This window comes from Streptomyces meridianus (assembly GCF_023703325.1).
Taxonomy (GTDB): domain Bacteria; phylum Actinomycetota; class Actinomycetes; order Streptomycetales; family Streptomycetaceae; genus Streptomyces; species Streptomyces meridianus.
Genome location: NZ_JAMQGM010000019.1, coordinates 124,663 through 139,112 on the forward strand (window position 1 = coordinate 124,663; position 14,450 = coordinate 139,112).

At 71.0% G+C, this 14,450-nt stretch carries 13 protein-coding genes; 11 read left to right on the forward strand and 2 right to left on the reverse strand.

Annotated elements, in window-relative coordinates; all coding sequences use genetic code 11:
* Positions 1-92: 92 nt before the first annotated feature.
* The 3 genes from M1E25_RS09535 to M1E25_RS09545 all read left to right on the forward strand — a co-directional run bounded on the left by M1E25_RS09535 (position 93) and on the right by M1E25_RS09545 (position 2,917).
* A complete protein-coding gene (locus M1E25_RS09535) occupies positions 93-1,046 on the forward strand; it encodes an ABC transporter ATP-binding protein (protein ID WP_251412605.1) in 954 nt (317 codons plus the stop codon).
* Entirely contained in the window at positions 1,043-1,840 is a 798-nt protein-coding gene (locus M1E25_RS09540) for an ABC transporter permease (RefSeq protein WP_251412607.1), read from the forward strand. The genes M1E25_RS09535 and M1E25_RS09540 overlap by 4 nt, the downstream gene beginning before the upstream one ends.
* Before the next feature lie 81 nt (positions 1,841-1,921).
* On the forward strand, positions 1,922-2,917 hold the full coding sequence (locus M1E25_RS09545; protein WP_251412610.1) for a COX15/CtaA family protein: 996 nt from the start codon (positions 1,922-1,924) through the stop codon (positions 2,915-2,917).
* 119 nt (positions 2,918-3,036) lie between these two features.
* On the opposite strand, the gene M1E25_RS09550 is transcribed toward M1E25_RS09545, so the two are convergent.
* Together M1E25_RS09550 and M1E25_RS09555 are read right to left on the reverse strand one after the other, a co-directional pair.
* The gene (locus tag M1E25_RS09550; RefSeq protein ID WP_251412613.1) at positions 3,037-3,387 is read right to left on the reverse strand and encodes a hypothetical protein; all 351 of its coding nucleotides are present in this window, start codon (positions 3,385-3,387) and stop codon (positions 3,037-3,039) included.
* A 103-nt stretch (positions 3,388-3,490) separates the two neighbouring features.
* On the reverse strand, positions 3,491-4,471 hold the full coding sequence (locus M1E25_RS09555; RefSeq protein WP_308290403.1) for a heme o synthase: 981 nt from the start codon (positions 4,469-4,471) through the stop codon (positions 3,491-3,493).
* Positions 4,472-4,851: 380 nt separating this feature from the next.
* Here M1E25_RS09555 and tkt point away from each other — a divergent pair, with 380 nt between their 5' ends.
* The 8 genes from tkt (at position 4,852) to M1E25_RS09595 (ending at position 14,255) form a co-directional block, all read left to right on the forward strand.
* Entirely contained in the window at positions 4,852-6,972 is a 2,121-nt protein-coding gene (tkt, locus tag M1E25_RS09560; RefSeq protein ID WP_251412618.1) for a transketolase, read from the forward strand.
* A 38-nt stretch (positions 6,973-7,010) separates the two neighbouring features.
* Positions 7,011-8,126 (forward strand): transaldolase, encoded by a 1,116-nt coding sequence (tal, locus tag M1E25_RS09565; protein ID WP_251412620.1) that lies wholly within the window; start codon positions 7,011-7,013, stop codon positions 8,124-8,126.
* 1 nt (position 8,127) lies between these two features.
* Positions 8,128-9,666 carry a glucose-6-phosphate dehydrogenase gene (gene zwf / locus M1E25_RS09570; protein WP_251412622.1) on the forward strand — a complete coding sequence of 513 codons (1,539 nt, stop codon included), beginning with the start codon at positions 8,128-8,130 and terminating at the stop codon, positions 9,664-9,666.
* Positions 9,663-10,736, forward strand: coding sequence for a glucose-6-phosphate dehydrogenase assembly protein OpcA (gene opcA / locus M1E25_RS09575; protein ID WP_251412624.1), 1,074 nt, complete (start codon positions 9,663-9,665; stop codon positions 10,734-10,736). Before zwf ends, opcA begins: the two co-directional genes overlap by 4 nt.
* Positions 10,733-11,515: a 6-phosphogluconolactonase gene (gene pgl, locus M1E25_RS09580; RefSeq protein ID WP_251412626.1), complete on the forward strand. Its 783-nt coding sequence runs from the start codon at positions 10,733-10,735 to the stop codon at positions 11,513-11,515. Before opcA ends, pgl begins: the two co-directional genes overlap by 4 nt.
* Before the next feature lie 190 nt (positions 11,516-11,705).
* Positions 11,706-12,548: an ABC transporter substrate-binding protein gene (locus tag M1E25_RS09585; protein WP_251412628.1), complete on the forward strand. Its 843-nt coding sequence runs from the start codon at positions 11,706-11,708 to the stop codon at positions 12,546-12,548.
* Between the two features lie 47 nt (positions 12,549-12,595).
* On the forward strand, positions 12,596-13,417 hold the full coding sequence (locus M1E25_RS09590) for an amino acid ABC transporter permease (protein ID WP_251412660.1): 822 nt from the start codon (positions 12,596-12,598) through the stop codon (positions 13,415-13,417).
* A 4-nt stretch (positions 13,418-13,421) separates the two neighbouring features.
* Positions 13,422-14,255 carry an amino acid ABC transporter ATP-binding protein gene (locus M1E25_RS09595; protein ID WP_251412630.1) on the forward strand — a complete coding sequence of 278 codons (834 nt, stop codon included), beginning with the start codon at positions 13,422-13,424 and terminating at the stop codon, positions 14,253-14,255.
* Positions 14,256-14,450: the final 195 nt, after the last annotated feature.

Genomic DNA, 14,450 nt, shown 5'->3' on the forward strand with positions numbered 1-14,450 from the left:
GCTCGATCACTTAGGGCTACCTAAGAGCGGCGGTGCGCGGTGGGGACGCCCTGGCGCGGGCCTCGCCCGCGCGGCTTCGTAGACTGCCCGGCATGCGAAGCCACTCCTCCCCCGGCAGCCCCGGGGAGGTACCCCCGGTCCAGGTGACCGGCCTGGTCAAGCGGTACGGAGCCAAGATCGCGGTCGACGGCCTCGACCTGACCGTGCGGGCCGGAACCGTCACCGCGGTCCTGGGGCCGAACGGGGCCGGGAAGACGACGACCCTGGAGACCTGCGAGGGATACCGCCGGCCGGATGACGGCACCGTGCGGGTCCTCGGACTCGACCCGATCGCCGACGCCGCGGCACTGCGGCCCCGGATCGGCGTGATGCTCCAGTCCGGCGGCGTCTACTCCGGAGCCCGGGCCGAGGAGATGCTGCGCCACACCGCGGGGCTGCACGCCCACCCCGTCGACGTCGCCCTGCTCGTCGAACGGCTGGGACTCGGCTCCTGCGGCCGCACGCCCTACCGGCGGCTCTCGGGCGGACAGCAGCAGCGACTGGCTCTCGCCATGGCCGTGGTCGGACGCCCCGAACTGGTCTTCCTCGACGAGCCCACCGCCGGTCTGGACCCCCAGGCCCGGCGCGCGACCTGGGACCTGGTGCGCGAAATGCGGGCGGACGGGGTCGCCTGCGTGCTGACCACGCACTCCATGGAGGAGGCCGAGGAGCTCTCGGACGACGTCGCCATCATCGACGGCGGCCGGGTCATCGCCCAGGGCAGCCCCGAGGAACTGCGCCGCGACGGCGCCGAGAACACCCTGCGCTTCAGCGGGCGGCCGGGCCTGGACCTGGCCTCCCTGCTCAAGGCCCTGCCCTCGGACACGGCGGCCGCCGAGCTGACCCCCGGCGCGTACCGGATCACCGGCAAGATCAACCCTCAGCTCCTGGCGACGGTCACCTCCTGGTGCGCCCAGCACGGCGTGATGCCGGACCGGATAGCGGTCGAGCAGCACACCCTCGAGGACGTGTTCCTGGAGCTGACCGGCAGGGAGCTGCGCGCATGACCGCCACCGGAAACACCACCGCCGGCACGTTCGCCCCGCGCCCCGGTCCGGCCCCGGTCGGCCGGATGATCCTGGCGCAGGCCGCCCTGGAGACCAGGATGCTGCTGCGCAACGGCGAGCAGCTCCTGCTGACGGCGGTCATCCCCACGCTGCTGCTGGTGCTGTTCGCATCGGTGGACATCGTCGACACCGGCAGTGGCGCCGCCGTGGACTTCCTGACCCCGGGTGTCCTGGCGCTCGCCGTGATGTCGACGGCCTTCACCGGGCAGGCGATCGCCACCGGGTTCGAGCGCCGGTACGGGGTGCTGAAACGGCTCGCCGTCTCCCCCATGCCCCGGTGGGCGCTGATGACCGCGAAGACGGCGTCCGTGCTGGCCGTGGAAGTGCTCCAGGTGACGCTGCTGGCCTCGGTGGCACTCGCGCTGGGCTGGTCCCCGGCCGCCTGGGGCACCGCGGGCATCCTCGCCGTGGCGCTGCTGATCGTGGCGGGCACGGCCGCGTTCTCCGGTCTCGGTCTGCTGATGGCGGGCACGCTCAAGGCCGAGGTCACACTCGCGGCGGCCAACCTCGTCTTCGTTCTGCTGCTCGTCGGCGGCGGCGTGGTGGTCCCGCTGGAGAAGTTCCCCGGGCCCGTCCAGGGCGTACTGGAGCTGCTGCCGGTCGCCGCGCTCTCGGGAGGCCTGCGGGACGTTCTCCAGCACGGCGGCGGGCTTCCCGGAAGCGAGATCGCGATCCTCTTCGCGTGGGCGGTCGCCGGACTCGCCGCGGCGGCGCGCTGGTTCCGCTGGGAGTAGCCGCCCGGACCGTGGGGGCCGGGCGGCCCTCGGCAAGACCCTCGTGAATGCGTGCACAAACCGCCCGCCTACGATGTGGCCGTGCCGAAAACGCTGAATCCCCTCGATCAGATCGCCCGCCGGTGGCAGCCCTCCGCCCGGTTCGTCCGGCAGGCGGCCCTGGCCACCGTGGTGATGGCCGTCGTCATCGTCGTCACCGGTGGCGCGGTCCGGCTGACGCAGTCGGGCCTCGGCTGCCCGACCTGGCCGCAGTGCACCGCGGAGAGCCTGGCGCCGACCCGTGAGATGGGCATCCACGGCGTCATCGAGTTCGGCAACCGCCTCCTGACGTACGTGCTGTGCGCCGTCGTCGGCCTGGCGATCGTCGCGGCCCGGTCCCTGAAGCCCCGCCGGCGCGGTCTGACCCGGCTGGGCTGGGCACAGTTCTGGATCATCATGAGCAACGCGGTGATCGGCGGGATCACGGTGCTCACCGGCCTCAACCCGTACATCGTGGCGGCCCACTTCATCGCCAGTACGGCGCTGCTCACGGTCGCCGTGGTGATGTGGCGTCGGGCCGGCGAGGGCGACGGCCCGGCCCGGCCGTCGGCACCGGCACCGGTGCGGCGGCTGACCTGGCTGACGGTCGCCGCGTGCGGCGCGCTGATCGCCGTCGGCACCGTGGTGACCGGCGCTGGTCCGCACGCCGGGGACGCCCACGAGGTGCACCGCATCCCGCTGAACTGGGAACGGGTCACCCAGCTCCACGTCGACCTGGTGTTCCTGGTCCTGGGGCTGACGATCGCGCTGCTCTTCGTGCTGCGGGCGCTGCCGGTGCCGGACTCCGCCCGGCGCGCGGCCCGCGACCTGCTGATCGTCCTGCTGGCGCAGGGGCTCGTCGGCTTCGTGCAGTACTTCACGCACCTGCCCGAGGTCCTGGTGGGGATCCACATGCTCGGCTCGTGCCTGGTGTGGATCGCCGTGCTGCGGGTGCCCCTGGCGCTGCGCGAACGGGCTCCCCGCGAGGGGGTCGGCACGCTTCCGGACCAGGGGCAGGAGCAGGACCGCGCCGACGCGGCTGTCCCGGCGTCCGTCTGAAGCGGCGAGGGGCCGGCAACACTTCCCAAGACCTCCGGACACGGGTCCGCCCCGTCGGCGACGTCGCCGGCGGGGCGGACTGCATGCGGTAGCCGGACGGAGGGCATCCGGTCAGGCGTTCAGGTGTTGCGGGGGCCGCCGACCTGGATGCCCGCCATGCGGCTCCACTCGTACGGGCCCGTGCGCACCTTGCCGGCGAGGTCCCCGTCGAAGGAGTCGTGCAGGGTGATACCGGCCCGTTCCGCGGCGAGACGGGCGATGTCGTGTGTGGGGGCGACCAGATCGCCCCAGCCACCGTCCTCGCCGACCAGGACGATCCGGGTGCCGGCCTGTCCGATGTAGGCGAGCTGCCCCTCGGCACTGCCACCGTGGCTCCTGGCGAACGCGCCGATCTGCTTGGCCAGCCGGGCTGCCTTGCGCTGGGCCCCGGCGTCCGGCTGTGTCTCGTCTACCTGCTGGGTCTCTGCCATGACCCGATGCTACCCGCGAGTACACGGATCGCGTAAGGGCGTTCCCCCAGGGTCGCGGGCCTCCACGGTGACGGGCCGCGACACCCGGTCCCGAGCGCGGGGGTCAGCGAAGGAAGGGGTCCACGGCGATGGCGAGGAACACCAGCGAGACGTAGGTGATGGACCAGTGGAACAGCCGCATCTCCTTCAGCTGCGCACCGGTGGCACCGGCCTTGGCGCGGGCCCGCAGCCCGTGCGCCTCCTTCAGCCACCAGCCGCCGGCCAGGATCGCCACGACGGGGTAGAACCAGCCCACGTAGCCCAGCGGCCACAGGGCGAGCGAGACCGCGACCATGACCCAGCTGTAGACGACGATCTGCCGGGCCACCACCTGGTTCGTCGCGATGACGGGCAGCATCGGGACACCGACCCGCGCGTAGTCGTCCTTCACCTTCATCGACAGCGGCCAGTAGTGCGGCGGCGTCCAGAAGAAGATGACGAGGAAGAGGACCACGGCCGCCCAGGAGACCGATCCGGTCACGGAGGACCAGCCGATGAACACCGGCATGCAGCCGGCGATCCCGCCCCAGACGATGTTCTGCGCGGTGCGCCGCTTCAGCATCATCGTGTAGACGACGACGTAGAAGAGCAGCGCACCGAGCGACAGCGCCGCGGACAGCCAGTTGACGAGGAGGCCGAACCACAGGGTGGAGACGACCGCGAGGACGAGGCCGAAGACCAGGCCCTCGCGCGGCGAGACCAACCCGGTGACCAGCGGCCGCTGGGAGGTACGGGCCATCAGCGCGTCGATGTCGCGGTCGATGTACATGTTCAGCGCGTTGGCGCCGCCGGCGGAGAGGTAGCCGCCGATGCAGGTCGCCAGGACCAGCCACAGGTCGGGCACACCCTGTTCCGCGAGGAACATCACCGGTACCGTGGTGATCAGCAGGAGCTCGATGATCCGGGGCTTGGTCAGCGCCACGAATCCCATGACACGGGACCCGAACGACCGGTGTCCCGGATTCTCGGCGAGCTCCCCGGCGGCCCCTCGGGCACGGGAGATGTCCCCACCCGCAGGACGGGAATCGACGGCCGTCACGCACACCCCTGTATAGCGACCTCAGCGGCACACACCGCAGGGACAGACCAGCAAGCACCGGCGGAGTTCGGAAGCCGGAGAAAGCTTGCGCTTACCACGCCACTCTAGACGTAGCGGGTATGCGCCCAGTCGCGGGGGTCCGTCGTGTCGACCCGGTGCGGGTCCCCTCCGAGGCCCGGCCCGGGAGGCGGATCCGGAGGCGACCGCGCAGTCCGGAACGGACCGGGAACGGCTCCGAACGTGACATCGGGCCCGATGCCCGGGCATCGGTGACCAAGGGATGGGCAAGGGAGAAACCGAAGCTCCCGGCAGGGGTAGGCTCGACCGCGCCCGGTGTGCAGAGCGTCACCGGCATGCCGATCTGTGGAGAGGAGCCCTGACTCAGGGTGAGCACCAAGCCGACCACAACAGACCTCGAGTGGACCGATCTGGACCAGCGGGCGGTCGACACGGCCCGCGTCCTGGCCATGGATTCCGTACAGAAGGTCGGCAACGGCCACCCCGGTACGGCCATGAGCCTGGCGCCCGCCGCCTACCTGCTGTTCCAGAAGCTGATGCAGCACGACCCGACCGACCCGGACTGGACCGGCCGGGACCGCTTCGTGCTCTCGCCCGGTCACACCAGCCTGACGCTGTACGTGCAGCTGTTCCTGGCCGGCTACGGCCTGGAACTGGACGACCTCAAGTCCTTCCGGACCTGGGACAGCCGGACTCCCGGCCACCCGGAGCACGGGCACACGATCGGTGTGGAGACCACGACCGGCCCGCTGGGCCAGGGCATCGCGAACGCGGTGGGCATGGCCATGGCCGCTCGGTACGAGCGGGGTCTGTTCGACCCGGAGTCCGCGGCCGGCGAGTCGCCGTTCGACCACACCATCTGGGCGATCGTCTCCGACGGCGACCTGGAGGAGGGCATCTCGGCCGAGGCCAGCTCGCTGGCGGGCCACCAGAAGCTCGGCAACCTCGTCGCCCTGTACGACGACAACCACATCTCGATCGAGGGCGACACCGCGACGGCGCTCTCCGAGGACGTGCTCGCCCGGTACGAGGCGTACGGCTGGCACGTCCAGCGCATCGAGCAGTCCCCGAACGGCGACTTCGACGTGCACACGCTGCACGCTGCGCTGAAGGCGGCCCAGGACGAGACCGAACGCCCGTCGATGATCGCGGCCCGCACGATCATCGCCTGGCCCGCCCCGCACGCGCAGAACACCGAGGCCGCACACGGCTCGGCGCTGGGCGAGGACGAGGTGGCGGCCACCAAGAAGGTCCTCGGATTCGACCCCGGGCAGCATTTCGAGGTGGACGCCGAGGTCCTGGAGCACACCCGCGCCGTCATCGACCGCGGACGTGAGGCCCGTACGGCCTGGAACAAGCGGTTCGAGGGGTGGCGCAGCGCCAACCCCGGCCGTGCCGCGGAGTTCGACCGGATCGCCGCCGGACATCTGCCGGAGGGCTGGGACAAGGCCCTGCCGACGTTCCCGGCCGGCAAGGCCGTCGCCACCCGCAAGGCCTCGGGCGAGGTCCTCAAGGCGCTGGGCGGGGTGGTTCCGGAACTGTGGGGCGGCTCGGCCGACCTGGCCGGCTCCAACAACACGACGATCGACGCCTCGTCGTCCTTCCTCCCGGCGGACAACCCGCTGCCGGAGGCGAGCCCGTACGGCCGCACCGTCCACTGGGGCATCCGCGAGCACGCGATGGGCTCGACGATGAACGGCATCGCGCTGCACGGCAACACCCGTGTCTACGGCGGCACGTTCCTCGTGTTCTCCGACTACATGCGCCCCGCCGTGCGGCTGGCCGCGCTGATGCAGCTGCCGGTCACCTACGTCTGGACGCACGACTCGATCGGTCTCGGCGAGGACGGGCCGACGCACCAGCCGGTCGAGCACCTGGCCGCGCTGCGTGCGATCCCCGGGCTCAATGTCGTCCGCCCGGCGGACGCCAACGAGACCGCGGTCGCCTGGCGCACCATCTTCGAGCGGCACTCCGTTCCCGGCACCGGTCCGCACGGCCTGGCGCTGACCCGGCAGAACGTGCCGACCTGGGAGCGCACCGGCAACGAGGGCGGCAGCAGCAGCGCGTTCGCCTCCGCCGAGGGCACCGCCAAGGGCGGCTACGTCTTCGCCGAGGCGGAGGGCGGGCACCCGAAGGTGGTCCTCATCGGCACCGGTTCCGAGCTCCAACTGGCCGTCGAGGCCCGCGAGGTGCTGCAGTCCGAGGGCGTGCCGACGCGGGTCGTGTCGATGCCGTCGGTCGAGTGGTTCGAGGAGCAGGACCAGGCGTACCGCGACCACGTCCTGCCGCCGAACCTCAAGGCGCGGGTCGCCGTGGAGGCCGGCATCGGCCTGACCTGGCACCGGTACGTCGGCGACGCCGGCCGCATCGTCTCGCTCGAGCACTTCGGCGCCTCCGCCGACTACAAGGTGCTGTTCGAGGAGTTCGGCCTGACGTCCCAGGCCGTTGTGCACGCCGCCCGCGAGTCCGTCGCCGCCGCCGACCGCTGACACACGCCCGTATCCGACGAACAGGAGATGCAATTCTCATGGCAGACGCACTCAAGCGCCTCTCCGACGAGGGCGTGGCGATCTGGCTGGACGACCTGTCGCGCAAGCGCATCACGTCCGGCAACCTGGCCGAACTGATCGACGAGTCGCACGTGGTGGGCGTCACCACGAACCCGTCGATCTTCCAGAAGGCGATCTCCGGTGGCGACGGCTACGAGCAGCAGCTCGCCGACCTCGCCGTCCGCCGGGTGACCGTCGAGGAAGCCGTCCGCATGATCACCACGGCGGACGTCCGCGACGCCGCCGACATCCTGCGCCCGGTGTTCGACGCCACGGGCGGCCGGGACGGCCGGGTGTCGATCGAGGTCGATCCCCGTCTGGCGCACAACACCGAGGCCACGGTGGCCGAGGCCAAGCAGCTGGCGTGGCTGGTCGACCGGCCGAACACGTTCATCAAGATCCCGGCCACCGAGGCGGGACTGCCGGCGATCACCGAGACCATCGGGCGGGGGATCAGCGTCAACGTCACGCTGATCTTCTCGTTGGAGCGCTACCGCGCGGTCATGGACGCCTTCCTCGCCGGCCTGGAGAAGGCCAGGGCTGCCGGCCTCGACCTGTCGAAGATCGAGTCGGTCGCCTCGTTCTTCGTCTCCCGGGTGGACACCGAGATCGACAAGCGGCTCGACGCCCAGGGCACCCCGGAGGCGGGCAAGCTGCGCGGCAGGGCGGCGCTGGCCAACGCCCGGCTCGCCTACCAGGCGTACGAGGAGGTTTTCGCCTCGGACCGCTGGGCCGCACTGGAGCGCGCAGGCGCCAACCGGCAGCGTCCGCTGTGGGCCTCGACCGGCGTCAAGGACAAGGCGTACAAGGACACGCTGTACGTCGACGAGCTGGTCGCGCCCGGCACGGTGAACACCATGCCGGAGGCCACCCTGGAGGCCACGGCCGGCCACGGCGAGATCACCGGCGACACCGTGCGCGGCACGTACGAACAGGCCCGCGCCGACCTGGACGCGCTCGCCGGCGTGGGCATCGGCTACGACGAGGTCGTCCGGCTCCTCGAGGAGGAGGGCGTCGAGAAGTTCGAGACGTCCTGGAACGACCTGCTCGCCTCGACCGAGGCCGAGCTCAAGCGGCTCGCCCCGGAGGCGTGACGTGTCACCCTCCTCCACGCGTGGCGTGAATCCGCTGCGTGACGCCCTGGACCGACGGCTCCCGCGCATCGCGGGGCCGTCGGGCCTGGTCATCTTCGGTGTCACGGGCGACCTGTCCCGCAAGAAGCTGATGCCCGCCGTCTACGACCTGGCCAACCGCGGGCTGCTGCCGCCGGGCTTCTCGCTGGTCGGCTTCGCCCGGCGCGAGTGGGAACACGAGGACTTCGCCGCCGAGGTCCACGCGGCTGTCAAGGAGCACGCGCGCACCCCCTTCCGCGAGGAGGTGTGGCAGCAGCTGGTGCAGGGCTGCCGCTTCGTCCAGGGCAACTTCGACGACGACGAGGCGTTCGAGACCCTCAAGTCGACGATCGCGGAACTCGACAAGGCCCAGGGCACGGGCGGCAACTTCGCCTTCTACCTGTCGGTGCCGCCGAAGTTCTTCCCCAGGGTGGTCCAGCAGCTCAAGAAGCACGGACTGGCCGACCAGCGGGAGGGCTCCTGGCGCCGCGCGGTCATCGAGAAGCCCTTCGGGCACGACCTGACGAGCGCCCGGGAGCTCAACCGGATCGTTCACGAGGTCTTTCCCCCGAACGAGGTCTTCCGGATCGACCACTATCTGGGGAAGGAGACGGTCCAGAACATCCTGGCGCTGCGCTTCGCGAACCAGATGTTCGAGCCGATCTGGAACCGGTCGTACGTGGACCACGTGCAGATCACGATGGCCGAGGACATCGGCATCGGTGGCCGGGCCGGCTACTACGACGGGATCGGCGCGGCCCGGGACGTCATCCAGAACCACCTGCTGCAGCTGCTGGCGCTGACCGCCATGGAGGAGCCGGGCTCGTTCGACGCCGACGCCCTGGTGACCGAGAAGTCCAAGGTGCTGGGCGCCGTCCGGCTCCCGGCCGACCTCGGTGCGCACACCGTCCGCGGCCAGTACGCCAAGGGCTGGCAGGGCGGCGAGCAGGTGCCCGGCTACCTCGAGGAAGACGGCATCGACCCCGCGTCGACGACCGACACCTTCGCGGCCGTGAAGCTGGAGATCGACAACCGGCGGTGGGCCGGCGTGCCGTTCTACCTGCGGACCGGCAAGCGGCTGGGCCGGCGGGTCACCGAGATCGCCATCGTGTTCCAGCGCGCCCCGCACTCCCCCTTCGACTCCACCGCGACGGAGGAACTCGGGCAGAACGCCCTGGTCATCCGGGTGCAGCCGGACGAGGGCGTGACCGTGCGATTCGGCTCGAAGGTCCCGGGAACCTCCATGGAGGTGCGGGACGTCTCGATGGACTTCGCGTACGGCGAGTCGTTCACCGAGTCGAGCCCGGAGGCCTACGAGCGCCTCATCCTCGACGTGCTGCTCGGGGACGCCAACCTCTTCCCGCGCGTGGAGGAGGTCGAGCTCTCCTGGAAGATCCTCGACCCGATCGAGGAGCACTGGGAGAAGACCGGCAGGCCGGCGCCGTACCCGGCGGGCACCTGGGGGCCGGCCGAGGCGGACGAAATGCTCGCACGAGACGGACGGAGCTGGCGTCGCCCATGAAGATCGATCTGACGGACACCACGGCCGGCAAGGTGAACGCCGCGCTGGTCCAGGCACGCCGCGCCATCGGCACACCCGCCGTCGGCATGGTGCTGACGCTCGTCGTCGTCACCGACGAGGAGAACGCGTACGACGCCCAGAAGGCGGCGAACGAGGCGTCGCGCGAGCATCCCTCGCGCAAGCTCGTGGTGATCAAGCGGGCGAGCCGTTCGTCGCGCAACCGGCACGAGGCCCGGCTCGACGCCGAGGTCCGGGTCGGCGCGGACGCCGGTACGGGCGAGACCGTCGTCCTGCGGCTGTACGGCGAAGTCGCCCAGCACGCCCAGTCCGTGGTGCTGCCGCTGCTGCTGCCCGACGCCCCGGTGGTGGTCTGGTGGCCGGTGGAATCGCCGCTCGACCCGGCCAACGACCCGCTGGGTGCGCTCGGCCAGCGCCGGGTCACGGACACCTATGCGGCGGAGCGCCCCGTCGACGAACTCACCTCCCGCGCCGCCGCCTACCGGCCCGGCGACACCGACCTCGCATGGACCCGGATAACACCCTGGCGTTCGATGCTGGCGGCTGCCCTGGACCAGAAACCGTCGGCCGAGATCGTCTCGGCATCGGTGCGCGGCGAGGAGGACAACCCCAGCTGCGAGCTGCTCGCCATGTGGCTCGCCGACCGGTTGGAGGTCCCGGTGGAGCGCACGACGTCCGCCGGGCCGGGGCTGACGGCGGTGCACATGCGGACCCAGGACGGCGACATCGTCCTGGACCGTGCCGACGGCTCGCTGGCCACCCTGTCCATGGAGGGGCAGCCGGACCGGTCCGTGGCGCTCAAACGCCGCGGGACCGCCGAGCTGATCGCCGAGGAGCTCCGCAGGCTCGACCCGGACGACACCTACGAGTCCGCGCTGAAGTTCGGCGTGGACAAGCTGGGAGGCGTCCCCGAGGCGGCGAAGTCCGGAGGATCCGGCGCGCAGGAGAAGGCCGGCGACGGGGGCGCAGGCTCGCCGGGCACGAGCGACACCGCGGCGAAGTCCTCCGGGGGCACGAAGAAGGCGGCGTCGAGGAAGACGGCCGCCAAGTGAGTACGCCCCAGGTGGTGGTCCACCACCACAAGGATCTGATGGCCAAGGCCGCGGCGGCCCGGCTGATCACCCGGATCGTCGACGCACAGTCCGCCCGCGGTTCCGCCTCGGTCGTGCTGACCGGCGGCCGGAACGGCAACGCGGTGCTGGCGGCGCTCGGGGAGTCCCCGGCCCGGGATGCCGTCGACTGGTCGCGGCTCGACCTCTGGTGGGGCGACGAGCGCTTCCTCCCCGAGGGGGACCCGGAGCGCAACGTCACCCAGGCCCGCCGGGCCCTGCTGGACACGGTGCCGCTCGACCCGGCACGGGTGCATCCGATGGCGGCGTCCGACGGTCCGTACGGCTCGGACGTCGAGGCTGCGGCGGCCCACTACGGTGCCGAGCTGGCCGCGGCCGCGGGCCCCGAGGACCACGGTCAGGTCCCGGCGTTCGACGTGCTGATGCTGGGAGTCGGCCCCGACACCCATGTCGCGTCGCTGTTCCCGGAGTTGCCGGCCGTACGCGAGACCGAGCGCACGGTGGTCGGCGTGCACGGCGCGCCGAAACCCCCGCCGACCCGGATCTCGCTCACGCTCCCGGCGATCCGCGCGGCACGCGAGGTGTGGCTGCTGGCCGCGGGCGAGGACAAGGCAGAGGCGGTGGCCATCGCGCTGTCGGGGGCCGGCGAGATCCAGGCGCCGGCGGCAGGGGCGTACGGCCGCAGCCGTACGCTGTGGCTGCTGGACGACGCCGCAGCCGCGGATCTGCCCCGAGGGCTGTACCCGCCTGCGTCGGCCTGATCCACGCGCCTGATTCCCTGTCACGGTCCCCCACGGCCCGCCGGTCTCCCCGACCGGTGGGCCGCTTTCGTGCCGGCTGCCGGTGAACCCTGCCGACGGACCGGCAGTCGGCTGGGCTCTGGACAGCACCGGGTGCGTGGGCCAGGGTTGCGCTGATCACACCGATCCACGATGCCCAGGGGGTTCCACCATGACGAGACCGTTAGGCATGTCCGGCCTGCGCCGCACCACCGCCCTGCCTGCGCTGGCAGCCTCTTCCGCTCTGCTGCTGGCCGGCTGCGGCTCCGGCGGCGGAGGTTCCACTTCCGCTGAGGGCGTTCCGCTGGTGAAGGCCGGGCAACTCACCACCTGCACCCATCTGCCGTACCCACCCTTCCAGTTCGAGAAGGACGGCAAGGTCGTGGGCTTCGACGTCGCTGTGATCGACCTGGTGGCCGAGGACCTGGGCGTCGAGCAGCAGATCGTGGACAAGTCGTTCGAGACCATCAAGACCGGTGCGGACCTCAACGCCCGTACCTGCGACGTCGCCGCGGCCGGCATGACCATAACCGACGAGCGCAGGAAGAACCTGGCCTTCTCCGTGCCCTACTTCGACGCCACGCAGGCCCTGCTCGCCCGCAAGGGTGTCAAGGCCGGCTCGATCGAGGACCTCAGGAAGCAGAAGCTGAAGGTCGGTTCGCAGTCGTCGACCACCGGCGAGGAGTACGCGCGCAGCCACGGCATCGACTCGAAGTCGTTCGAAAGCTCCGACGCCGAGCTCAACGGGCTGCGCACCGGACAGGTCGACGTGATCATCCAGGATTATCCGGTGGTCCGGAACTGGCTGAAGGACCCGGCGAACGCGGAGAAGTTCGAGCTCTCGGCCAATCTGGACACCGGCGAGCAGTACGGGTTCGCGGTGCGCAAGCAGGGCGGTGAGAAGCTGCTGAAGCGGATCGACGCCGCCATCCGCGAGGCCAAGAAGGACGGGACCTACCAGAAGCTCTACGAGAAGTGGATCGGGCCGATGCCGAAGGGTGCCGCCGCATCGTGACCGACCGCCCCACACGCCTGGTCGGGGCCGCTCGCCCCCCGGAGGTCATGCCCGCCGGGTTCGCCGACCGCCCCCGGGGACTGCCGCCGCGCCGTCGGCGGCAGCTTTCCCGGGGCATCCAGTACGCACTGTTCGCCGCACTGGTCCTGCTGGTTGCCACCGGGGCCGACTGGCAGCGGCTCCAGGAGCAGTTCCTGGACCCGGACATCGCGCGCCGGCTCTTCCCGGAGCTCATCACGGTCGCGCTGTTCAACACCGTGGTCTACACGTTGTCCGGGTTTGCCGCCGGGCTCGTGCTGGGTCTGCTGGTCGCGCTGATGCGCCTGTCCCCGGTCGGCCCCTACCGGTGGCTGGCGATGACGTACATCGAGTTCTTCCGCGGCCTGCCGGCCCTGCTGATCTTCATCTTCGTCGGGGTCGGGGTCCCCCTGGCCTTCCCCGGACTCGTCTTCCCGGGCGGCACGTACGGTCAAGTGGCCTGTGCACTGGGTCTGGTGTCGGCCGCCTACATGGCGGAGACGATCCGCGCCGGCATCCAGGCCGTGCCCCGCGGGCAGATGGAGGCCGCCCGCACGCTCGGCATGTCGTACACCACGGCGATGCGTTGGATCGTCATCCCGCAGGCGTTCCGCATCGTCGTCCCGCCGCTCACCAACGAACTGGTGCTGCTGTTCAAGGACTCGTCACTGGTCCTGTTCCTCGGTGTCACCCTCCAGGAGCGCGAACTGACCAAGTTCGGCCGGGACCTGGCGAGCGAGCAGGCGAACACCACTCCCATCTTCGTGGCGGGTCTGTGTTACCTGCTCGTCACGATTCCGCTGGGGTTGCTCGTCAGACGGTTGGAGGCCCGCCATGCGAAGGCACGGTGACGGTATGACGGTTCCCCTGACGGCGGAGAGGGCGAACGCGCGCACGGCGGACGCTGTCGTCCGCATCCGGGGACTGCACAAGTCGTTCGGCCCGACCGAGGTCCTGCGGGGTGTCGACTTCCAGGTGAGGCGCGGCGAGGTGGTGTGCGTCGTCGGCCCGTCCGGCTCCGGCAAGTCGACCCTGCTGCGCTGTGCGAACCTGCTGGAGACACCGTCGGCCGGCCGGGTGGTCGTGCGCGGGGTCGACATCACCGATCCCGAGGCGGACATCGACCGGGTCCGGCGCGGCATCGGCATGGTCTTCCAGCAGTTCAACCTTTTCCCGCACCTGAACGTCCTGGAGAACCTGACGATCGCGCAGCGGCGGGTCCTGCGGCGCAGTAGCGGCGAGGCGGCCGCGGTGGCCCGGGAGAACCTGGCCAAGGTGGGCCTGAGCGGCAAGGAGGACAGCTACCCCGCGCAGTTGTCGGGCGGCCAGCAGCAGCGGGTCGCGATCGCCCGGGCACTGTCGATGGGGCCCGGGCTGATGCTCTTCGACGAGCCGACGAGCGCGTTGGACCCCGAACTCGTGGGGGACGTCCTCACGGTGATGCGCACCCTCGCGGACGAGGGCATGACCATGATGGTCGTCACCCACGAGATGGCCTTCGCCCGCGAGGTCGCCGACCGAGTCGTCTTCCTGGACGAGGGACGCATCCTCGAGCAGGGGCGTCCCGAGCACGTGCTGGCGGAGCCCGTGCACCCTCGCACACGCGCCTTCCTGTCCCGGATCATCCACCCCGGGGCGCCGGCCTCCTTCGCCCCGGACGCGACCGGGACCGGACAGGCGGAGTCCTAGTGTCCTGAGTCGTAAGTGTCCATATAGTTAAAGCATGGGACGTCCGGGACCGAAACTTGCGCCGTTGAACCTCACCGCGTCGGAGCGGGCTGAGCTGGAGCGGTGGGTGAGGCGGCGGAAGTCGGCTCAGGACCTGGCGGCGCGGGCTCGGGTGGTCCTGGCCTGTGACCAGGTCGGTGAGGATGGGCGTCCGGT